The organism is Streptomyces sp. KR55 (genome assembly GCF_052245645.1).
Classification (GTDB): domain Bacteria; phylum Actinomycetota; class Actinomycetes; order Streptomycetales; family Streptomycetaceae; genus Streptomyces; species Streptomyces flavusporus.
The window spans coordinates 42,190-62,578 of record NZ_JBQQCE010000003.1 but is presented as its reverse complement, the minus strand read 5'-3'; the positions used below and the strand labels follow the sequence as shown (position 1 = coordinate 62,578).

Annotated in this window: 18 protein-coding genes and 3 pseudogenes; 12 read left to right on the top strand and 9 right to left on the bottom strand. The window is 71.2% G+C overall.

All coding sequences use genetic code 11. The features are described 5' to 3' along the window. Both ACTWQJ_RS00955 and ACTWQJ_RS00950 read left to right on the top strand, forming a co-directional pair. Positions 1–561, top strand: a 561-nt coding sequence (locus ACTWQJ_RS00955) for a purine-nucleoside phosphorylase (protein WP_443304687.1), incomplete at its 5' end; no start/stop codon positions are given. A 78-nt stretch (positions 562–639) separates the two neighbouring features. Beyond that, positions 640–2,286 carry a phospho-sugar mutase gene (locus ACTWQJ_RS00950; RefSeq protein ID WP_443304686.1) on the top strand — a complete coding sequence of 549 codons (1,647 nt, stop codon included), beginning with the start codon at positions 640–642 and terminating at the stop codon, positions 2,284–2,286. Positions 2,287–2,332: 46 nt separating this feature from the next. Here ACTWQJ_RS00950 and ACTWQJ_RS00945 read toward each other — a convergent pair whose 3' ends face one another. From ACTWQJ_RS00945 to deoC, 3 genes are read right to left on the bottom strand one after another with little or no spacing between them, the layout of a single operon-like run. Beyond that, the gene (locus ACTWQJ_RS00945) at positions 2,333–3,223 is read right to left on the bottom strand and encodes an aldehyde dehydrogenase family protein (protein ID WP_443304685.1); all 891 of its coding nucleotides are present in this window, start codon (positions 3,221–3,223) and stop codon (positions 2,333–2,335) included. Next, entirely contained in the window at positions 3,216–4,652 is a 1,437-nt protein-coding gene (locus ACTWQJ_RS00940; protein ID WP_443304683.1) for an aldehyde dehydrogenase family protein, read from the bottom strand. Before ACTWQJ_RS00940 ends, ACTWQJ_RS00945 begins: the two co-directional genes overlap by 8 nt. 5 nt (positions 4,653–4,657) lie before the next feature. Continuing rightward, positions 4,658–5,608 (bottom strand): deoxyribose-phosphate aldolase, encoded by a 951-nt coding sequence (gene deoC, locus ACTWQJ_RS00935; protein WP_443304690.1) that lies wholly within the window; start codon positions 5,606–5,608, stop codon positions 4,658–4,660. Positions 5,609–5,724: 116 nt separating this feature from the next. Between deoC and ACTWQJ_RS00930 the strand changes: the two genes are divergently transcribed. Next, a complete protein-coding gene (locus ACTWQJ_RS00930) occupies positions 5,725–6,399 on the top strand; it encodes a PH domain-containing protein (protein WP_443304681.1) in 675 nt (224 codons plus the stop codon). Between the two features lie 589 nt (positions 6,400–6,988). Here ACTWQJ_RS00930 and ACTWQJ_RS00925 read toward each other — a convergent pair. Beyond that, complete coding sequence (locus tag ACTWQJ_RS00925) at positions 6,989–7,372, bottom strand: hypothetical protein (protein ID WP_443304679.1); 384 nt, start codon at positions 7,370–7,372, stop codon at positions 6,989–6,991. 59 nt (positions 7,373–7,431) lie between these two features. On the opposite strand from ACTWQJ_RS00925, the gene ACTWQJ_RS00920 reads away from it, so the two are divergent. Beyond that, a complete protein-coding gene (locus tag ACTWQJ_RS00920) occupies positions 7,432–8,133 on the top strand; it encodes a uridine kinase family protein (RefSeq protein ID WP_443304678.1) in 702 nt (233 codons plus the stop codon). A gap of 152 nt (positions 8,134–8,285) precedes the next feature. Here the strand turns inward: ACTWQJ_RS00920 and ACTWQJ_RS00915 are convergent, their stop codons facing one another. Next, on the bottom strand, positions 8,286–9,056 hold the full coding sequence (locus tag ACTWQJ_RS00915) for a SigE family RNA polymerase sigma factor (RefSeq protein WP_443304677.1): 771 nt from the start codon (positions 9,054–9,056) through the stop codon (positions 8,286–8,288). 304 nt (positions 9,057–9,360) lie between these two features. On the opposite strand from ACTWQJ_RS00915, the gene afsQ1 reads away from it, so the two are divergent. The 5 genes and pseudogenes from afsQ1 (at position 9,361) to ACTWQJ_RS00890 (ending at position 13,606) form a co-directional block, all read left to right on the top strand. After that, positions 9,361–10,038 carry a two-component system response regulator AfsQ1 gene (gene afsQ1 / locus ACTWQJ_RS00910; protein ID WP_208117166.1) on the top strand — a complete coding sequence of 226 codons (678 nt, stop codon included), beginning with the start codon at positions 9,361–9,363 and terminating at the stop codon, positions 10,036–10,038. Continuing rightward, the gene (locus ACTWQJ_RS00905) at positions 10,035–11,600 is read left to right on the top strand and encodes an ATP-binding protein (protein ID WP_443304676.1); all 1,566 of its coding nucleotides are present in this window, start codon (positions 10,035–10,037) and stop codon (positions 11,598–11,600) included. The genes afsQ1 and ACTWQJ_RS00905 overlap by 4 nt, the downstream gene beginning before the upstream one ends. Continuing rightward, positions 11,600–12,205: pseudogene (locus tag ACTWQJ_RS00900) on the top strand (hypothetical protein). Before ACTWQJ_RS00905 ends, ACTWQJ_RS00900 begins: the two are co-directional and overlap by 1 nt. A gap of 81 nt (positions 12,206–12,286) precedes the next feature. Further along, the gene (locus tag ACTWQJ_RS00895) at positions 12,287–12,949 is read left to right on the top strand and encodes a VanZ family protein (protein WP_443304675.1); all 663 of its coding nucleotides are present in this window, start codon (positions 12,287–12,289) and stop codon (positions 12,947–12,949) included. Between the two features lie 456 nt (positions 12,950–13,405). Next, complete coding sequence (locus tag ACTWQJ_RS00890) at positions 13,406–13,606, top strand: PspC domain-containing protein (protein ID WP_385263609.1); 201 nt, start codon at positions 13,406–13,408, stop codon at positions 13,604–13,606. An 80-nt stretch (positions 13,607–13,686) separates the two neighbouring features. Here ACTWQJ_RS00890 and ACTWQJ_RS00885 read toward each other — a convergent pair whose 3' ends face one another. Beyond that, positions 13,687–14,064 (bottom strand): ATP-binding protein, encoded by a 378-nt coding sequence (locus ACTWQJ_RS00885; protein ID WP_443304673.1) that lies wholly within the window; start codon positions 14,062–14,064, stop codon positions 13,687–13,689. A 142-nt stretch (positions 14,065–14,206) separates the two neighbouring features. After that, the gene (locus tag ACTWQJ_RS00880; protein ID WP_443304672.1) at positions 14,207–15,370 is read right to left on the bottom strand and encodes an adenosine deaminase; all 1,164 of its coding nucleotides are present in this window, start codon (positions 15,368–15,370) and stop codon (positions 14,207–14,209) included. A gap of 113 nt (positions 15,371–15,483) precedes the next feature. On the opposite strand from ACTWQJ_RS00880, the gene ACTWQJ_RS00875 reads away from it, so the two are divergent. Next, on the top strand, positions 15,484–16,245 hold the full coding sequence (locus ACTWQJ_RS00875; protein ID WP_443304671.1) for an alpha/beta hydrolase: 762 nt from the start codon (positions 15,484–15,486) through the stop codon (positions 16,243–16,245). Between the two features lie 39 nt (positions 16,246–16,284). Here ACTWQJ_RS00875 and ACTWQJ_RS00870 read toward each other — a convergent pair whose 3' ends face one another. After that, positions 16,285–17,238 carry a LysR family transcriptional regulator gene (locus tag ACTWQJ_RS00870; protein ID WP_443304670.1) on the bottom strand — a complete coding sequence of 318 codons (954 nt, stop codon included), beginning with the start codon at positions 17,236–17,238 and terminating at the stop codon, positions 16,285–16,287. A gap of 63 nt (positions 17,239–17,301) precedes the next feature. Between ACTWQJ_RS00870 and ACTWQJ_RS00865 the strand changes: the two are divergent. Both ACTWQJ_RS00865 and ACTWQJ_RS00860 read left to right on the top strand, forming a co-directional pair. After that, positions 17,302–18,572 (top strand): annotated as a pseudogene (locus tag ACTWQJ_RS00865) (MFS transporter). A gap of 487 nt (positions 18,573–19,059) precedes the next feature. Further along, positions 19,060–20,076 (top strand): annotated as a pseudogene (locus ACTWQJ_RS00860) (sigma-70 family RNA polymerase sigma factor). On the opposite strand, the gene ACTWQJ_RS00855 reads toward ACTWQJ_RS00860, so the two are convergent. Then, entirely contained in the window at positions 19,960–20,346 is a 387-nt protein-coding gene (locus tag ACTWQJ_RS00855; protein WP_443304669.1) for an STAS domain-containing protein, read from the bottom strand. The pseudogene ACTWQJ_RS00860 and the gene ACTWQJ_RS00855 sit on opposite strands and share 117 nt — an antisense overlap. Between the last annotated feature and the right edge of the window lie 43 nt (positions 20,347–20,389).

The window sequence follows — 20,389 nt, the reverse complement described above, 5'->3', positions numbered from 1 at the left end:
CTGGTCTTCCTCGGCCGCACCCACTACTACGAGGGCCGCGGCGTCGCCGCCGTGGCGCACGGCGTGCGCACCGCCGTCGCCGCCGGTTGCAAGACCGTCGTGCTCACCAACGGCTGCGGCGGCCTGCGCGAGGGCATGCGGCCCGGCCAGCCGGTCCTGATCAGCGACCACATCAACCTCACCGCCACGTCCCCGATCGTCGGCGCGAACTTCGTCGACCTCACCGACCTGTACTCCCCGCGGCTGCGCACCCTGTGCAAGGAGATCGACCCCACCCTGGAGGAGGGCGTCTACGCGCAGTTCCCCGGCCCGCACTACGAGACGCCGGCCGAGATCCGCATGGCCCGCGTCATCGGCGCGGACCTGGTGGGCATGTCGACGGTCCTCGAGGCCATCGCCGCGCGCGAGGCGGGCGCCGAGGTGCTGGGCATCTCCCTGGTGACCAACCTCGCGGCGGGCATGACCGGCGAGCCGCTGAACCACGAGGAGGTTCTGCAGGCGGGCCGGGACTCGGCGGCGCGGATGGGCGCCCTCCTGGGTCAGGTGCTCGACCGGCTGTAGGTCACCGCCGGTGGATCACCCGCCGGTGGATGACCGCAGCGCCCACACCGTACGAACACAACGAGAGGTTGACCCGACGTGCACGACGATCTCCTCGCACGGGCCCAGGCGTGGCTGGCCGAGGACCCCGACGCGGACACCCGTGCGGAACTCGCCGCGCTGATCGACGCCAAGGACGTCACCGAGCTGGCCGCGCGGTTCAGCGGCACGCTGCAGTTCGGCACGGCGGGTCTGCGGGGGGAACTCGGTGCCGGGCCGATGCGGATGAACCGGTCGGTGGTCATCCGCGCCGCCGCCGGTCTCGCCGCGTACCTCAGGAAGCAGGGGCAATCCCAGCGGGACGGAGGCACCGGCCTCGTCGTCATCGGCTACGACGCCCGGCACAAGTCGGAGGACTTCGCCCGCGACACGGCCGCGGTGATGACCGGCGCCGGTCTGCGCGCCGCCGTCCTGCCGCGGCCGCTGCCCACGCCCGTGCTGGCGTTCGCCATAAGGCACCTCGGCGCGGTCGCCGGGGTCGAGGTCACCGCCAGCCACAACCCGCCCCGCGACAACGGCTACAAGGTGTACCTCGGCGACGGCTCCCAGATCGTGCCTCCCGCCGACACCGAGATCGCCGCCGAGATCGCCGCCGTACGGTCCCTGAACGACGTCCCCCGCCCCACCGCCGGCTGGGAGACCCTCGACGACGGCGTCCTGGAGGCCTACCTGGCCCGCACGGACGCCGTCCTGGCCCCCGGCTCCCCGCGCACCGCCCGGACCGTCTACACGGCGATGCACGGCGTCGGCAAGGACACCCTCCTGGCCGCCTTCGCCCGCGCCGGCTTCCCGGAGCCCGTCCTCGTCGCCGAACAGGCCGACCCGGACCCGGACTTCCCCACCGTCGCCTTCCCCAACCCGGAAGAGCCCGGCGCGATGGACCTGGCCTTCGCGAAGGCCCGCGAGACGGAACCGGACCTGATCATCGCCAATGACCCGGACGCCGACCGCTGCGCAGCCGCGGTGAAGGACGGCGCCGACTGGCGCATGCTCCGCGGCGACGAGGTCGGCGCGCTGCTCGCCGCGCACCTCGTGAGCCGCGGCGTACAGGGCACCTTCGCCGAGTCGATCGTCTCGTCCTCCCTCCTCGGCCGGATCGCCGAGAAGGCGGGGCTCCCCCACGAGGAGACCCTCACCGGCTTCAAGTGGATCGCCCGCGTCGAGGGCCTGCGCTACGGCTACGAGGAGGCCCTCGGCTACTGCGTCGACCCCGACGGCGTACGCGACAAGGACGGCATCACCGCGGCCCTCCTCATCACGGAACTCGCCTCGCAGCTCAAGGCCGAGAGCCGCACCCTCCTGGACCTCCTCGACGACCTCGCCGTGGAGCACGGCCTGCACGCCACCGACCAGCTCTCGGTCCGCGTCGAGGACCTGTCGGTCATCGCGGACGCCATGCACCGCCTGCGCGAGCAGCCGCCCACCCACCTGGCGGGCCTGGCCATCACGAAGGCCGAGGACCTCACCCAGGGCACCGAGAAGCTCCCGCCCACGGACGGCCTGCGCTACACGCTCGACGGCGCCCGCGTGATCGTCCGTCCGAGCGGCACGGAGCCGAAGCTGAAGTGCTACCTGGAGGTCGTGGTCCCGGTCGCCGCGCACGCCGGCCTCCCGGCCGCCCGGGCGAAGGCGGCGCAGCTGCTGGCGGCGATCAAGCGGGACCTGTCGGCAGCGGCCGGCATCTGAAACGACGGCGGTCCGGGGCCCTCGAGGGCCCCGGACCGCCGTCGTTTCAGTAGGAGGAGCCGGACGCGCCCAGCGACCCCGTCGGGTGCCAGACCGTCTTGGTCTCCAGGAACGCCGTCATGCGGTCGATGCCCGGCGTCTCGCCGTAATCCACAGCCTGTGGACGCAGGACGCGCTTGAGGTTGTCCGCGGCGGCGATCTCCAGTTCCTTCGCCAGGTCGGCGCCCGCGCCCGCGAGGTCGATCGCGTTGACGTCCTGGTGCGCGGCCAGCGGGGCCGCGATCTCCGCCGTACGGCCGGAGAGGACGTTCACCACGCCGCCGGGGAGGTCCGAGGTGGCCAGGACCTCGCCGAGGGAGAGCGCCGGGAGGGGCGACTTCTCGGAGGCGATCACGATCGCGGTGTTGCCGGTCGCGATCACCGGGGCCACCACGGAGACCAGGCCCAGGAAGGAGGAGTCCTGGGGGGCCAGGACCGCGACCACGCCCGTCGGTTCCGGGGAGGAGAGGTTGAAGTAGGGCCCGGCGACCGGGTTCCCGCCACCCACCACCTGGGCGATCTTGTCCGTCCAGCCCGCGTACCAGACCCAGCGGTCGATCGCTGCGTCGACCTGCGCGGCCGCCTTCGACTTCGACAGTCCCTCGGCATCAGCGACCTCGCGCACGAACTGCTCGCGCCGGCCCTCCAGCATCTCGGCGATGCGGTACAGGATCTGGCCGCGGTTGTAGGCCGTCGCCCCGGACCACGCGCCGAACGCCTTGCGGGCGGCGACCACCGCGTCACGGGCGTCCTTGCGGGAGGACAGCGGAGCGTTGGCCAGCCACTTGCCCTTGGAGTCGGTCACTTCGTACACCCGGCCGCTTTCGGAGCGGGGAAACTTGCCCCCGACGTACAGCTTGTAGGTCTTGAAGACGGAGAGTCGGGTCGCGTCAGACATCGAGGTACGCCTCCAGGCCGTGGCGGCCGCCCTCGCGGCCGAAGCCCGACTCCTTGTAGCCGCCGAACGGCGAGGTCGGGTCGAACTTGTTGAACGTGTTGGACCAGACGACACCCGCGCGGAGCTTGTTCGCGACCGCCAGGATGCGCGAGCCCTTCTCCGTCCAGATGCCCGCCGACAGTCCGTACGGGGTGTTGTTGGCCTTGGCGACCGCCTCGTCCGGGGTGCGGAACGTCAGCACCGACAGCACCGGGCCGAAGATCTCGTCCCGGGCGACCGTGTGCGCCTGGGTGACGTTCGTGAACAGCGTCGGGGCGAACCAGTAGCCGCTCTCCGGCAGTTCGCAGGCCGGGGACCAGCGCTCGGCGCCTTCGGCCTCGCCCTGCTCGGCGAGTGCGGTGATACGGGCCAGCTGCTCGGCGGAGTTGATCGCGCCGATGTCCGTGTTCTTGTCCAGGGGATCGCCCAGGCGGAGCGTCGACAGACGCCGCTTCAGCGACTCGAGCAGCTCGTCCTGGATCGACTCCTGCACCAGGAGACGGCTGCCGGCGCAGCAGACCTGCCCCTGGTTGAAGAAGATGCCGTTCACGATGCCCTCGACGGCCTGGTCGATCGGGGCGTCGTCGAAGACGATGTTCGCGCCCTTGCCGCCCAGTTCGAGCGTGAGCTTCTTGTTCGTGCCCGCAACCGTACGGGCGATCTCCTTGCCGACCGCTGTGGAGCCGGTGAAGGCGACCTTGTTGACGTCCGGATGCGCGACGACCGCGGCGCCCGTGTCGCCGTAGCCGGGGAGGATGTTGACGACGCCCTTCGGCAGGCCCGCCTGGCGGCAGATGTCCGCGAAGAACAGCGCGGAGAGCGGAGTCGTCTCCGCCGGCTTGAGGACGACCGTGTTGCCGGTCGCCAGCGCCGGGGCGATCTTCCAGGCCAGCATCAGCAGGGGAAAGTTCCAGGGAATGACCTGCCCCGCGACGCCCAGCGGCTTCGGCGACGGTCCGAATCCGGCGTGGCCGAGCTTGTCGGCCCAGCCCGCGTAGTAGAAGAAGTGCGCCGCTACGAGGGGCAGGTCGACGTCCCTCGTCTCCTTGATCGGCTTGCCATTGTCCAGGGTTTCCAGGACGGCCAGCTCGCGGGCGCGTTCCTGGATGATGCGGGCGATGCGGAACAGGTACTTGGCGCGCTCGGCACCGGGCAGCGCCGACCACTTCTCGAAGGCCTTCCGGGCAGCCTTCACCGCCCGGTCGACGTCCGCCTCGCCCGCCTGGGCGACCTCCGAGAGGACCTCCTCGGTCGACGGGCTGATCGTCTTGAAGACCTTGCCGTCCGCCGCCTCGGTGAACTCACCGTCGACGAACAGGCCGTAGGAGGGCGCGATGTCGACGACGGACCGGGACTCGGGGGCCGGCGCGTACTCGAATACGGAAGCCATGATGATCAATCCACCGTCACGTAGTCGGGGCCGGAGTAGCGGCCGGTGGCCAGCTTCTGACGCTGCATCAGCAGGTCGTTCAGGAGCGAGGAGGCGCCGAAGCGGAACCAGTGGTTGTCCAGCCAGTCCTCGCCGACGGTCTCGTTGACCAGGACCAGGAACTTGATGGCGTCCTTGCTGGTGCGGATGCCGCCGGCGGGCTTCACGCCGACCTGGACGCCGGTCTGCGCACGGAAGTCCCGTACGGCCTCCAGCATGAGCAGGGTGTTCGCCGGGGTCGCGTTCACCGCCACCTTGCCGGTCGACGTCTTGATGAAGTCGGCGCCCGCCAGCATGCCGAGCCAGCTGGCCCGGCGGATGTTGTCGTACGTCGACAGCTCACCCGTCTCGAAGATGACCTTCAGACGGGCGGACGTCCCGCAGGCCTCCTTCACGGCGACGATCTCGTCGTACACCTTCATGTACCGGCCCGAGAGGAACGCCCCCCGGTCGATGACCATGTCGATCTCGTCGGCGCCCGCGGCCACGGCGTCGCGCACGTCCGCCAGCTTCACGGCGAGCGGGGCGCGGCCGGCCGGGAACGCGGTGGCGACCGAGGCGACCTTGACGGCGGAGCCGGCGACGGCCTCCTTGGCGTGGGGCACCATGTCGGGGTAGACGCAGACGGCCGCGGTCGCCGGGGTCGTACGGTCCGTCGGGTCCGGGTGGACCGCCTTGGCGCCGAGCGCCCGGACCTTGCCCGGGGTGTCCGCGCCTTCCAGCGTCGTCAGGTCGACCATCGAGATGGCGAGGTCGATGGCGTACGCCTTCGCAGTGGTCTTGATGGAACGGGTGCCGAGCGAGGCGGCGCGCGCCTCCAGGCCGACCGCGTCGACGCCGGGCAGCCCGTGGAGGAAGCGGCGCAGCGTGCTGTCGGAGGCCGCCACGTCCGTGAGGGTGTGTGCAGAGGTGGGCATGGTCACCAGACGAGCATATCTACGCGCGTAGCGGCTGTACACCCCTCCTGCCCACCCCCTCCTGCAGGAACCCACCGCGCACGAGCGATGCCGACGGTGTCGTGCAGAATCGGGGCATGACGACCCCGGACCACCAGTCACCAGCGCCGCAGCCGCCCGGCCCCAAGAGCAGGGACCGTATCTACCGGTCGCCCATGGGCCTCGTCGGCGGCGTCCTGCTGCTCGCCCTCGCCGCCTGGCTCGGCATCGACGCGATCGTGGCGGGCGAGGGCCGGACACCCTGGCTGGCGCTCGCCGCGCTACTCCTCGCGGTACCGCTGGTCGTCGCCTTCACCGTCCGCCCCGCCGTGTTCGCGGGCGAAGACAGACTGCGGGTGCGCAACCCGTTCCGCGTCATCGTGCTGCCCTGGGGCGAGGTCGCCTCACTACGGTCGGGCTACACCAACGAGGTCGTCACCAAGTCCGGCACCAAGTACCAACTGTGGGCCGTCCCCGTCTCGCTCCGGGCCCGAAAGCGCGCGGCCCGCAAGGAGGCCCGACGCGAGGCGGAGCAGAGCGGCCGGGGCGGCAGCCGGGGTGTCGTCCGAGACCTCGGGGACGGGGGCGCCATGCCGGACGGACCGGTCCGCGCCGAAAGCGACCAGATCATCCACGACCTGCGCCAGATACTGGAGGCCCGGGAGAAGGCAGCGACCGCACAGGGCGAGGTGACGGTCCGCTGGGCGTATGAACTGGTGGCACCGGCAGTGGCGGGGGCAGTGTTGCTGGCGATTCTGTCGGCGGTGGGGTAAGGACTGCCGCACCCACGAGGGACGACCGCAAGCGGCTTACGCGCCTGGGCGGTCACGGCCGGGAAGGCCGACACGGGCAGCGCCCCTCCTGTCACACGAGCCTCACCGATCACGTCTCCGCGGGTAATTGGCAGCTTTCGGTCACTTCCGTAGCCAGCGACCAGGAGTTTTCCGCTCCGAGGTGACCCAAAGCTGCCAATTACCGAAGCATGCCCCGCTCACCGCAACCCCCTGAGCCGACCCGGCGTGCCCCACCCCGCCGACGCGCCCACGCCCCACCGCCCGCAAGCCGCCAAACCCACCCGGCGTGCATGCGAGGCGCCGACGCGCCCCCAGCCCCGGCCAACCCCCACCCCACCCGCACGGCCCGCCAACCTGGGCCCCCGCCTTTCCGGGCCGTTCGCTCGCTTCTCACCCGTGCTGGAGCGGACCGAGTCAAGGGTCGGTCGCAGGCCGATCGGCGCAGCCGACGCGAAGCGCCCTTTACTCGGGCCGTGGAAGCACGACACTGACCAAGAAGCGAGCGGCCCCGACGGTCCCCTGGAAACAGGCGGCCACTAAAGCCCAGCGCCCCTCACCCCCGCGCCCGTCACCTCCGCGTCGACGGCTCACCCACCCCTCCCACCCCCGGCACGCTCCCAACCGACGGCGCCTGCGCCACCGGCCCCGTGAGGTCCCGGGACGTCACGGGCTTGAAGTCGGCGACTTGCGTGCCGACGCCGTTGTCGAGGGGGTCGACGCCGGTGCCGGCGAGGGGGTTGGGCTTGAGGCCGGTGACGGGGCCGGTGGCGTGGCGGAGGGCCTGGAAGCCCGCCTGGGGGTCGGTCCTGCCAAGGGAGACGGGGTGGTCGGCCGGTTCGGCGTCGGCGGCGGCAGCGTTCGTCGCGCCCGCCCCGAGGGCCATGCCGGCGGTCGCGAGGGCGACCAGGACGCGCCGGGCGGTCGACTTCTGAGGAATTTCGTGTCGGGCCATCTCTGCCGCCACCTTCTACTGCACTGGGTAATCAGGTCGATGCAGAGGGTAGTTGAGGTGTGACGCGCGCATCAAAGGCGACCCGCGGGGTCGTTCGGGAGTCGGGCGATGCCTCACACTGGTGTCCTGTGAGTTCCCATCCACCCATACCCACCCGGGTCGTGCTGCTCTGCGGCCCGTCCGGCTCCGGCAAGTCCCTCCTCTCCGCCCGCTCCGGCCTGCCGGTGCTGCGGCTCGACGACTTCTACAAGGAGGGCACCGACCCGACGCTGCCGCTGGTGGCAGGGAGCTCCGACATCGACTGGGACCACCCCGAGTCGTGGGACGCGGACGCGGCCGTCGCCGCGATCGAGGAACTGTGCCGCACGGGCCGTACGAACGTCCCGGTGTACGACATCTCGCTCAGTGTCCGCACCGGCGAGGACACCGTCGACATCGGCCGGACCCCGCTGTTCATCGCAGAGGGCGTCTTCGCCGCCGAGATCGTGACGCACTGCCGGGAACTCGGGGTCCTCGCCGACGCATTGTGCCTGAGCCGTGGCCCGGTGTGGACCTTCCGCCGGCGCTTCCTGCGCGACCTGAAGGAGGGACGCAAGTCGGTCCCCTTCCTGCTGCGGCGCGGCTGGCGTCTGATGCGCGCCGAGCAGTCCATCGTGGCCCGGCAGACCGCGCTGGGGGCGTACGCCTGTGACAAGGACGAGGCGATGGGCCGGCTGGCGGCCGCGGCGGCCGGCCGGTGCACGGCTCGTACGACGGCCTGAAACTCACGCGCCTGCAGCGACACACACACACCCACACACACGCCTGCAGCGACACCCACACACAAAAGCGGGACTGGATGGACCCCCCGGCCCTCCAGTCCCGCTCCCCCGTGGTGCTTCCCCCGTGGTACTCCCCCGTATCCCCCCAACCTTCAGGCAACAAGCTCCCCAAAGGCGTCCTCCTCGTCACGGCCGAAGCTGAGGACCTCGTCCTCGCGCAGCCGACGGAGGGACCGCCAGATGCTGGACTTCACCGTGCCGACACTGATGTCGAGGATCTCCGCGATCTCCGGGTCGGTGCGGCCCTCGTAGTACCGGAGGACCAGCATCGTCCGCTGGAGTTCGGGCAGCCGGGCCAGCGCCTGCCACAGGACCGCGCGCAGCTCGGTGCCGCGCATCGCGTCCGTGTCGCCGGGCGTCTCCGGCAGTTCCTCGGTCGGGTACTCGTTCAGCTTGCGGCGCCGCCACGCGCTGATGTGCAGGTTGGTCATCGTCCGCCGCAGGTATCCCCCGACGGCCGCCTTGTCACTGATCCGGTCCCACGCCCTGTACGTCGAGAAGAGGGCGCTCTGCAGCAGGTCCTCGGCCTCGAAGCGGTCGCCGGTGAGGTGGTAGGCGGTTGCGTACAGGGAGGCGCGGCGCTCCTGGACGTAGGCGGTGAACTCCGCCTCCGACAGCGAGCGACGCCGCTCCCCCGATTCCTCCCCGTACGCGGCTCCCCCGTGTGTTTCCCCCGTGAAGCCGTCAACCACCGCCATGTAGGGCTGAAGCCCTTGCTGCGCATACGCGGTGTGCTGACGCCCGGTGCCGCGAGCGCACCCCCGCCCGCTCACGGCACCGGACTTCTCGGAACCCCGGCCCCCGTTCACGTCGTGCAGACGCGTGACCACTGCGCTGGTGCTGGTGCCGTGCAGCGTGTTCATCTCGCGCCCCCCGTCGTGGACTTGCCGGTGTTCGGCCCTGCTCCGTCTTGCTTCCGTGCTGTGTCCAAAAGCTTGCCCGGGGACCTTCATGGCCGTGTCCGCCGACTGTCACAGAGCTGTCACAGGGGCCGGTCGTATGTCGTTCATACGAGACACACAGCGTGGCGCACGAAACACACAGCATGGCGTACGAGACACACAGCGTGGCGTACGAGCAGCACAGCGTGGTCACCCAGAAGAGTCGTACGGCTACGCAGTCGCCCGAGTGTCGAAACGCCACCCCACCATGGGCCAGAATGAGCCCGTGCCTTCCCTGTTGCTGATCGAGGACGATGACGCCATCCGTACGGCCCTGGAGCTCTCACTGACGCGCCAGGGACACCGCGTGGCGACCGCTGCCAGCGGTGAGGACGGTCTGAAGCTGCTGCGTGAGCAGCGACCGGATCTGATCGTGCTGGATGTGATGCTGCCCGGCATCGACGGGTTCGAGGTGTGCCGGCGCATCCGGCGCACGGACCAGTTGCCGATCATTCTGCTGACCGCGCGCAGCGATGACATCGATGTGGTCGTCGGGCTGGAGTCCGGGGCCGACGACTATGTCGTCAAACCCGTGCAGGGGCGGGTGCTCGACGCGCGGATCCGGGCGGTGCTGCGGCGCGGCGAGCGGGAGTCGAACGACGCGGCGACGTTCGGCAGCCTCGTCATCGACCGTGCGGCGATGACGGTGACGAAGAACGGCGAGGACCTCCAGCTCACCCCGACCGAGCTGCGGCTGCTGCTCGAACTGAGCCGGCGGCCGGGTCAGGCGCTGTCCCGCCAGCAGCTGCTGCGCCTCGTCTGGGAGCATGACTATCTCGGTGACTCGCGGCTGGTGGACGCCTGTGTCCAGCGGCTGCGCGCCAAGGTCGAGGACGTGCCGTCGTCCCCGACGCTGATCCGTACCGTGCGTGGTGTCGGCTACCGGCTGGATACGCCTCAGTGACGGACCGGCAAGGGGGAACGCGCGGCTGGGCCGCGGCACGCAGGGGAGTTCTGTCGACGCTGCGTTTCACCAGTCTGCGGCTCAGGCTGGTCGTGGTGTTCGGGCTGGTGGCGCTGACCGCCGCGGTGTCCGCGTCCGGGATCGCGTACTGGCTCAACCGCGAGGCCGTGCTCACCCGTACCCAGGACGCGGTGCTGCGGGACTTCGAGCAGGAGATGGAGAACCGCGCGGGTGCGCTGCCCGAGCATCCCGGCCAGGACGAACTCCAGCGCACCGCCGGTCAGATGGCGAGCAGCAGCCAGCGTTTCAGCGTGCTGCTCGTCGCCGAGGACACGAGCGGCAGGACGGTGTACGGCAGTTCCGGCGGCCTCAATGACGGCTTCGCGCTGGAGGACGTACCGAAGTCGCTGCGCAAGGCCGTCAACAAGCAGCAGCCGCTGACCTCGAACAACAAGTCGCCGTACCACCTGTACTGGCAGCGGGTCGTCGATGACGGCACGCCGTATCTCGTCGCCGGTACGCGGGTGATCGGGGGCGGGCCGACCGGGTACATGCTCAAGTCGCTGGAGCCGGAGGCGAAGGACCTCAACTCGCTGGCCTGGTCGCTGGGGATCGCCACCGGTCTCGCGCTGATCGGCTCGGCGCTGCTCGCGCAGGCCGCCGCCACGACCGTACTGAAGCCGGTGCACCGCCTCGGCGTGGCCGCGCGCCGGCTCGGTGAGGGCAAGCTGGACACGCGGCTCAGGGTGTCCGGAACGGACGAACTGGCCGACCTCTCAAGGACCTTCAACAACGCCGCCGAGGCGCTGGAGAAGCGGGTCGCGGACATGACCGCGCGGGACGAGGCGTCGCGGCGGTTCGTGGCGGACATGAGCCATGAGCTGCGTACGCCGCTCACCGCGATCACCGCCGTGACCGAGGTGCTGGAGGAGGAGCTGGACTCCGAGGGCGGTGGCATCGACCCGATGATCGAGCCCGCGGTGCGGCTCGTGGTGAGCGAGACGCGGCGGCTGAACGACCTGGTCGAGAACCTGATGGAGGTCACCCGCTTCGACGCGGGAACCGCCCGGCTGGTCGCGGACGACGTCGACGTCGCCGACCAGATCACCGCCTGCATCGACGCGCGGGCCTGGCTCGACGCGGTGGAGCTGGACGCCGAACGCGGCATCCACGCCCGGCTCGACCCGCGCCGACTGGACGTGATCATGGCCAACCTGATCGGCAACGCGCTCAAGCACGGCGGTTCGCCGGTGCGGGTGTCCGTGCGGGAGGCGGACGAGGAGGTCGTGATCCGGGTGCGGGACCACGGGCCCGGCATCCCCGAGGACGTCCTGCCGCATGTCTTCGACCGGTTCTACAAGGCGAGCGCCTCCCGACCGCGTTCCGAGGGCAGCGGGCTCGGCCTGTCCATCGCCCTGGAGAACGCGCACATCCACGGCGGCGAGATCACCGCCGCCAACTCCCCCGAGGGCGGCGCGGTGTTCACGTTGCGGCTGCCGCGGGACGCCTCGGCGCTCGCGCAGGCGGCCGAGGAGGAGCGCTCGGAGAAGGGGGACGCCTGATGAAGGTAGCTGGACGTCTGCTGGCGCTTCCCCTGCTCGCGGGGCTGCTCGCCGGGTGCGGGATCCGGGCCACGGAGGTGCCGACGGACTTCGGGCCCGCGCCGTCGCGGGTGCACTGCTCCCTCACCGGGGCGGACATCACCACCCAGTCCTCGCGTGGGATGCCGGTGCAGGTGTTCCTGCTGTGCGGCTCGTCGCTGGTGCCTGTCGACCGGGCCGTGCGCGTCCCCGAGGGCGCGGCGGACTCCGAGCGGCGGGTGCCGGTGGCCCAGGGGCTGCTGGACGAGCTCGCCAAGGCGCCGTCGGCCCGGGAGAAGGAGGCCGGGTACTCCACGGACGTACGCGGCGGCATCACGGTGAGCGGGCCCGGCCCCCGGGACCCCGAGGACACGCTGCGCCTCACCACCGCCCCCTAGACGCTCACCTCGTACGCCCTCGCCCAGATCGTGTGTACGTTCTCCGACTCGACGGCAGCCGAAGGCGACGGCTCGGTGATCCTCGGCGGCCCGAGCGCCGAGGAGCCCCGCCGCTACGAGTGCACGGACGAGGTGCGCTCCCGGCCGGGCTCGGTGGAGCCGCCGTCGACGGAGGTCACGGGCGACTGAACCCGGGTGTGGCGCAGGCCTCACCCGGGTAGGGGGTGACATCCCGGAACCGATGGTGCCGAAGGCCGCGTCTTGGGGGGCGTGCAGCGTCAAGGCTCCGTGGGCGGCAGCGCCGCGATCCGCATGCGTGTGACAGGGGGTGTCCTCCTGGTCGCGCACCTCGCGTTCGTCGCCTGGTTCACGCTGCGTCCGCTGGATGTGCCCTGGGTGATGCCCGCCAATCTGCGTCCGCTCGCCGGTATCCGGGCCGATCTGGCACTCGGCTGGCCCGAGGCGGCGCGGAGCATCGGTGCGGGGCTCGCGCTGCTGGCACCGCTGGGCGTCCTGCTTCCGCTGGCCGGCGGGCGGCTGGCCGTGTCACCGCTGGGCTCGCTGCTCCGTACGGTGGCCGCCGGGGCGCTGATCTCGCTGGGCATCGAACTGCTGCAGACCGGGGTGCCGGGGCAGGTCGTGGACGTCGACTCGATGCTGCTGAACACTGTGGGCGTGGCCCTCGCCCACATCGTCGTCGTACCGGCCGGTCGCCACTGGCTGCGTCGCAGGCCGGAGTCCCCACGCCGGGCCTCCCGTAGGGGTCGGCCGGCGGGCCCGGCCGGAGTCGCGGGGGCCGGCACGCCCGCCCCCGGCGGCGCTGTCGTCGGTCGCCGACTCCACCGCGCTCGGCTTCGCTCCAGCGGGGGGACCCCCGTCGCGTCGCCGTCCTCCTCCGCGTTACGGCTGGACGCTCCTCCACGCTCGAACTAAGCGCTCCGCTGGAAGTCCGGTACGCCACGTGCGGGTGCGTCGTGGCTGGTCGCGCCCACGGTGGGGGTCCCCCCGCTCATGGAGCTCCCCCCGTCGCGAGCGAAGCCGAGCGTGGGGGGAGCAGCCGAAAGTGAGGAAGCAGCCGAGAGTGGGGGAGGAGCCGCATGTCGATTCGATACAGCCCCGCGCCCCTCATGGGCGCTGCCGAACCGCACCGGACTTCACTGAGCCCGCTCAGCTCGTGGACGGGCCACTGGCCACCGCCGCTCGGAGTCGGCCCGTCCGCCGGCCCGGCCCTCCGTCGGGAGGAGTCGGCTCAGGGTCGGACCCCGACGATTCCCAGGGTCGGCATCGCCCCGTAGAGCGACGCTTTGCCCGGTTCGTCTGCGTAGCGTTGCGGGCAGATGAGGCAGCCACGAGGGGAGGCCTCGCACCGACGCTCACCAAGGAGCCGCCATGTCCCGCCTTGCCCGCCCCACCAGCGGCCGGATGATCGGCGGAGTGTGCGCAGCGCTGGCACGGCGCTTCGGCACCTCCGCGACGACGATGCGCGTGATCTTCCTGCTGTCCTGCCTGCTGCCCGGCCCGCAGTTCCTGCTCTACATCGCGCTGTGGATCCTGCTGCCGTCGGAGAGCAAGGCGCAGACGGCCTGGTGAAAGCCCCTCCCTCAGGGGAAAAACCGATGGGGCGCACCCCGGACCAGGGTGCGCCCCATCGGCAGGTACAAAGCCGGTGCTCAGCCCAGCGGGATACCGTTCAGCGAGGTGCCCTTGGCGCCCGGCCCCTTGGCTTGCACCGGCATACCGCCGAGCAGCCCGGTGACCGGCGCGGTCACGCCCGAAAGCTCCTTCTGGGGGTCCGGCTTGACGGTGTTCAGGCCCTTGCCGAGAGCGGGCTGCGCCTGCGTCAGCGCCTTACCGGCACCCGGCAGCGTCTTGCCGGCACCCGGCAGCGACTGAGAGACGTTCTCCGCCGGCAGCGTCTGGGTGACGGTGTCCAGGGCCTGGGTCGCATCGGGGACGGCCGGAGCGGCGTTGGCGGCACCCGCACCGGCAGCGGCGAAGGCGGCACCGAGGGCGGCGACACCGAGGGACTTGGCAGCAGACTGCTTCATGGTGAATTGCGTCCTTGACTGACTTGAAATGGGATGACGGTGTTTGGGGAGCGGTCCATGAACGTAAACACGCGAGGGCAGGCGCCGCAAACATCGAAATGCGGACGGCTTGTGAATGCCCGCCCACATTTACCGTCCCCGATCAGCCCTTCTGAGGTGCAGAACCGCTGGTGGAGGCGGTCTGCTGGAACAGCCATTCGGACTTCAGCTCTGCATATCCGGGCTTGATCACGTCATTGATCATTGCCAGTCGTTCATCGAAAGGAATGAATGCTGACTTCATAGCATTGACCGAGAACCACTGCAGGTCGTCGAGCGTGTAACCGAATGCATCGACAAGGTGCTCGAATTCCCGGCTCATGCTGGTGTGGGACATCAACCGGTTGTCGGTGTTCACGGTCGCGCGGAAGTGCAGGCGGCGCAGCAGGCCGATGGGGTGCTCGGCGTAGGAGTTGGCCGCGCCGGTCTGGAGGTTGGAGCTGGGGCACAGCTCCAGCGGGATGCGCTTGTCGCGGACGTACGAGGCGAGCCGGCCGAGTTTGACGGAGCCGTCCTCGGCGACCTCGATGTCGTCGATGATCCGCACCCCGTGCCCGAGCCGGTCGGCACCGCACCACTGGAGGGCCTGCCAGATGGACGGCAGCCCGAAGGCCTCGCCGGCGTGGATGGTGAAGTGGTTGTTCTCGCGCTTGAGGTACTCGAAGGCGTCGAGGTGCCGGGTGGGCGGGTAGCCGGCCTCGGCGCCCGCGATGTCGAAGCCGACAACCCCCAAGTCACGGTAGCGGTTGGCGAGTTCAGCGATCTCCAGGGCGCGGGCGGCGTGCCGCATGGCGGTGAGCAGGGCGCCGACGCGGATACGGTGGCCGTTGGCGCGCGCGATCCGTTCGCCCTCCCGGAAGCCCTCGTTGACGGCCTCGACGACCTCCTCGAGGGTGAGCCCGCCCTCCAGGTGCTGCTCGGGGGCGTACCGCACCTCGGCATAGACGACGCCGTCCTCGGCGAGGTCCTCGGCGCACTCGGCGGCGACCCGGACGAGGGCCTCGCGGGTCTGCATGACGCCGACGGTGTGGGAGAAGGTCTCCAGGTACCGCTCCAGGGATCCGGAGTCGGCGGCCTCGCGGAACCAGAGGCCGAGCTTGTCGGGGTCAGAATCGGGGAGTCCCTGATAGCCCGTCTTCTGGGCGAGTTCGACGACGGTGCCGGGGCGCAGCCCGCCGTCGAGGTGGTCGTGCAGGAGAACCTTGGGCGCCCGGCGGATCTGGTCCGGGCTCGGGGTGTGCCTCATCCGGTCAGTCTGGCTCGTCATTTCCGCACTCTAACTCCTACGCGCGTAGATCGCCGGTTGCACGAAACCGTCGATACGTAACGGTGACCGTGCGGACGGGTGGTGTACACCGGCACTTCTGACACTGTTCTGTCATGGCACAGGAAGTGACGCCGGTCCGCGCGCCCCGGCTGGGGCGGGCGCTCGGTCCGGAACCGACGGCGGTGAACGGGGTGGTGCTGCTGCTCCCCGGCGGCGACGAGGTCTCCGCCCGCCGGCCGTCCCCCCTGCTCGCGGCCGCATCCGTACGGGGGCTGGGGCGCCGCCTGGTGCGCGCCGGCCACGACGAGGGCCTGGTCGCGCACGTCGTGCACTACCGCTACCGCGGCTGGAACGGCAACGAGGCCCATCTGGCCCGGGACGCCTCCTGGGCGGCCGACGAAGCGGTACGGCGCTACGGCGACGTCCCGGTCTGCCTGGCCGGCATCGACATGGGCGGGCGGGCCGCGCTGCACGCGGGTGGCCACGAGGCCGTCGACTCCGTGCTGGCGCTCGCCCCTTGGCTGCCGGAGGACGATGTCGCGGCGCCACCCGAACCGGTGAAACAGCTCGTCGGCCGACAGGTGCTGATCGTGCACGGCACCAACGACGAGCGCACCGACCCCGAGCTGTCCTTCCGGTACGCGGCCCGCGCGAAGAAGGTGAACCGGGACGTCTGCCGCTTCGAAGTCCACTCCGACCGGCACGGGTTGCACCAGCACCGCGACGAAGTACTGGCCCTTGCCGAGGACTTCACCATGGGAGCGCTGTTCGGGCACCCCCTCTCGCGTCCGGTCCAGGACGCGCTCGCCGCACCGCCGCCGCTGGGGCTGCGGATGCCGCTGGCCGCGGGGTTCGGCCGGTCGCTGCGGCGGTAGGGCCCGACCGCCGACTTCGCCCGAGGGTGACAGGACGGCTCAGTCGGGCAGCAGATGGCCGCGTCGTGACAGCAGGAACTTCTTGAACGCCGCCACCGGGGGTGTGTCCGGGCGGCCGTCCAGCCAGGCGACGCCGATCTCACGCGCCGCGCGCGGGGCGGTGACCGTCAGCTCGACGACGCCTGGACGCGGCACGGCCGGCGGCGGCAGCAGCGCGACCCCGAGACCGGCGGCGACGAGCCCCCTCAGCGTCTCCGCCTCCTCGCCCTCGAAGGCGATCCGCGGCTTGAAACCGGCCTCCTGGCACAGGTCGTCGGTGATCCGGCGCATGCCGTAGCCGGGTTCCAGGGTCACGAACATCTCCTCGGCGGCCTCGGCGAGCCGGATCCGCCGACGGCCGGCCAGACAGTGGTCGGCCGGGACGACGAGGCGCAGCTTCTGTTCGTCGAGGCGGCGGGCGACCAGGTCGGGGGCGTCCGGGACGGGCGAGGTCAGACACAGGTCCAGCTCCCCCGCGCGCAGCCGCTCCAGCATCGCCTCGCCGTAGTTCTGGACGAGGCTGAAGCGGACCCCCGGATGGTCGGCCCGGAAGGCGTGCAGCAGGCCGGGCACGGTCTCGGCGCCCATGGTGTGCAGGAACCCGAAGGCGACCTTCCCGGTGGCCGGGTCGGCGTCGGCGCGCACCTCCTCGGCGGCCCGCTCGATCTCGGCGAGGGCGCGTTCGACGGAGGCGAGGAAGGTCCGGCCGGCGGTCGTCAGCGACACGGTCCGGCCGCGCCGGGCGAACAGGTCGACGCCCAGGTCCTGTTCGAGGCGCACCATGGCGCGCGAGAGGGTCGACTGAGGGACGTTCATCTCCTGCGCGGCCCGGGTGACGTGCTCGGTGCGGGCGACTCCCGCGAAGTGAGCCAGGCGCGGCGCGAGCAGCGCAACGATGTCTTCTGTGTCACTGCTTGGTGACAGTCGCGCCCGTGACCTCTGCTGATGCTTCATGGGAACGATTATGACAATTCCATGCATTGGACGGATGAATGGTCGGGTCCTTAGGTTCGAGGCATGAACCCCGCCGATACCGGGGCGTCCACGATCGTGGGCGCCGCTGCCTCTGTCCCCGACACCCCCGTCACCGACTCGCGCATGGCCCCCGGCGGCCCGGCTACCGCCGGATGAGCCTCGCCCTCTTCCTCGCGGGCGTCGCGACCTTCGCGCTCCTCTACTCCACGCAGGCTCTGCTCCCCCTGATGTCGGGGGACTTCGGCGTGACCGCGAGCGAGGCCAGTTGGACGGTGGCAGCCTCGACCGGCGCTCTGGCGCTGTTCGTCCTCCCGATGAGCGCCCTGTCGGAGCGCTTCGGACGGCGTACGGTCATGACCGCGTCGCTGGCGGTCGCGGTGACGGTCGCCCTGCTGGTCCCCTTCGCTCCCTCGATGGGCGCGCTGGTGGCACTGCGGGCGGTGCAGGGCGCGGCGCTGGCCGGGCTGCCGGCGTCGGCGACCGCGTATCTTGCGGAGGAGGTCCGGCCCAGGGCGCTGGTCACCGCGATCGGGCTGTTCGTCGCGGGCAACAGCGTCGGCGGGATGAGCGGCCGGGTCATCACCGGCTGGGTGGCGCAGGAGTGGGGCTGGCGGGTCGCGCTCGGCGTCCTCGGAGCGGTCGCCGTGGCCTGCGCGATCGCCTTCCGCCTCCTGCTCCCGGCCCCGAAGCACTTCACGCCGGGCTCGCTGCGCCCGCGTGTCCTGGCCGGCACGGTCCGCGCCCACCTCGCCGACCCGCTGCTGCGCCGTCTGTACGCGATCGGCGCCCTGTTCATGACGGTCTTCGGCGGCGTCTACACGGTGATCGGCTACCGCCTGACCGAGGACCCGTTCTCGCTCCCGCAGGGCATCGTCGGCTCGATCTTCCTGGTCTACCTGGTCGGTACGGTGTCGGCGTCGGCCGCGGGCCGGCTGGTCGGCCGACTGGGCCGCCGGGGCGCGCTCTACCTGGCGGGCGGCACCACGGCGACGGGCCTGCTGCTGTCCCTGGCGGGATCGCTGCCGCTGGTCCTGCTGGGTCTGGTCCTGATCACGGCGGGCTTCTTCGCCGGTCACGCGGTCGCGTCCTCGGCGGTCAGCAAGACGGCCACGCGGGGCCGCGCCCAGGCTGCGGCGCTGTACCAGTCGGCGTACTACGTCGGGTCCAGCGCGGGCAGCACGGTGGGGGCCATGGCCTTCCACGCGGGCGGCTGGGCCGGGACCGTTGGGGTCGGGCTGCTGGCGGTGGTGGGAGTTGTGGGGATCACGGTGCTGGGGTCGCGGGCGGCACGGGTGGCTGCGCGGGTGGCGTAGGCGGGGGGATGCCTGCGGCGGCCTGCGCGGGTGGTGCGTGGTTGCTGTCGCGCCTTCTGTCAGGGGTGGGCCGGGGCCGCGCCGGGGGGGTGTCCGTCCTCGGTCTGCCGGGCTGTTTCTTGTTGGGGTGCCGGGCGTTCACGGCAACCGCTGCGGGCGGGCACCCCCGGCACGTCCCCTTCCCGCCGTGCGCGACTGCGGGACCGCGTCTGCACGTCAGGCCGCGGGCAGTCGTGCCGCTGGGGCGGCACGGGTGGGCGATGGGGGTCCCCCCGCTCGAGCGAAGCCGAGAGTGGGGGGAGGCACCCCGCCAGCGCCGGGCTGCGCGACCCACCCCCTGGCTCAGCGCAACGCCACGCATCTCCCACCCGCCCCATCTGACCTGCCCCTTTTCCCACTCCGGGGGCCATTGTCAGTGCCCTGCGGTAGCTTCCGAAGTGCTGGGCGCAAAGGCGCACCGCAGGACGGCCACAGGGGTGGGTGGACGATGAGCAACGGCACGGCGACGACAACGGACCTCGACGCCACACTGGAAAAGCACCGAGTCGAGCTGACCGGCTACTGCTAACGCATGCTCGGCTCCTCCTTCGAGGCCGAGGACGCGGTGCAGGACACCCTGGTCCGTGCCTGGCGCAGCTTCGACAAGTTCGAGGGGCGCTCCAGCATCCGCTCCTGGCTCTACCGGATCGCGACGAACGTCTGTCTGGACATGCTGAACGCGGGCAACAAGCGGGCCAGGCCGATGGATCTCTCCGAGTCGACGCCACTCGCCCAGGCGGCCCTGTCCCCCCGCCCCGACCACACCTGGCTGGAGCCGATGCCGGACGCCCGCGTGCTGCCCACGACCGACGACCCGGCCGAGGCGGCGGTCGCCAAGGAGTCGGTGCGCCTCGCCTTCATGGCGGCCCTGCAGCAGCTGCCGCCCAAGCAGCGGGCGGTGCTGATCCTGCGCGAGGTGCTGGCCTGGAAGGCGAGCGAGGTCGCCGAACTCCTCGGCACGTCGGTCGCGTCGGTCAACAGCGCCCTGCAGCGGGCCCGCGCGACCCTCGCGGAGCGGGAGGACAAGGGCGCCGAGGCGGCGGTCTCCGACCCCTTGGACGAGGAGCAGCAGAAGCTCCTGGAGCGGTATGTCGCAGCCTTCGAGGGCTACGACATGACGGCGCTCACGGCCCTCCTCCACGAGGACGCCGTCATGACGATGCCGCCGTTCGACCTGTGGCTGCGCGGCCCGGCGGACATCACCGGCTTCATGGCCACCCTCGGCGCCGCCTGCGCGGGCTCGCGCCTGCGGCCCGTCCATGCCAACGGCCTGCCGGGCTTCGCCCACTACAAGCCGGATCCTGAGTCGGACGGCTTCACTCCGTGGGCGGTGCAGGTGCTGGAGGTCTCAGACGGCCGGATCACCGGGTTCCACTGCTTCCTCGACACCAAGCGCTGGTTCCCGCTGTTCGGGCTGCCCCTCCATCTCGAAGCGGAGGCCGACCAGGTCGAGGAGGGCGTGTAGGGCAGGATCGGGATCCCGCAACCGGATCCGCCCCCCGGCCCGCTTGGCCGCCAGCTCCAGCCGCGCCAGCAGATCCACGGCGGCCAGGCCCGGCGGCCCGAGCCCTCCGACGTCACACACCACGACCGAGGCCCCACTGGCCTCCAACAATCCCCGCACGTCATCGCACAGCCCTGTCACCTGCTCTCGGGTGACGGGGCCGGCCAGCACGATTTCGGCGGGGGTCATGGCGTCCACGAGCGGTAGACCGCCGGGGCGGCCGTAACTCATCGGGGAGTTCATGGCCGGTGCCGCCGCACCGATCCCGTCCGAA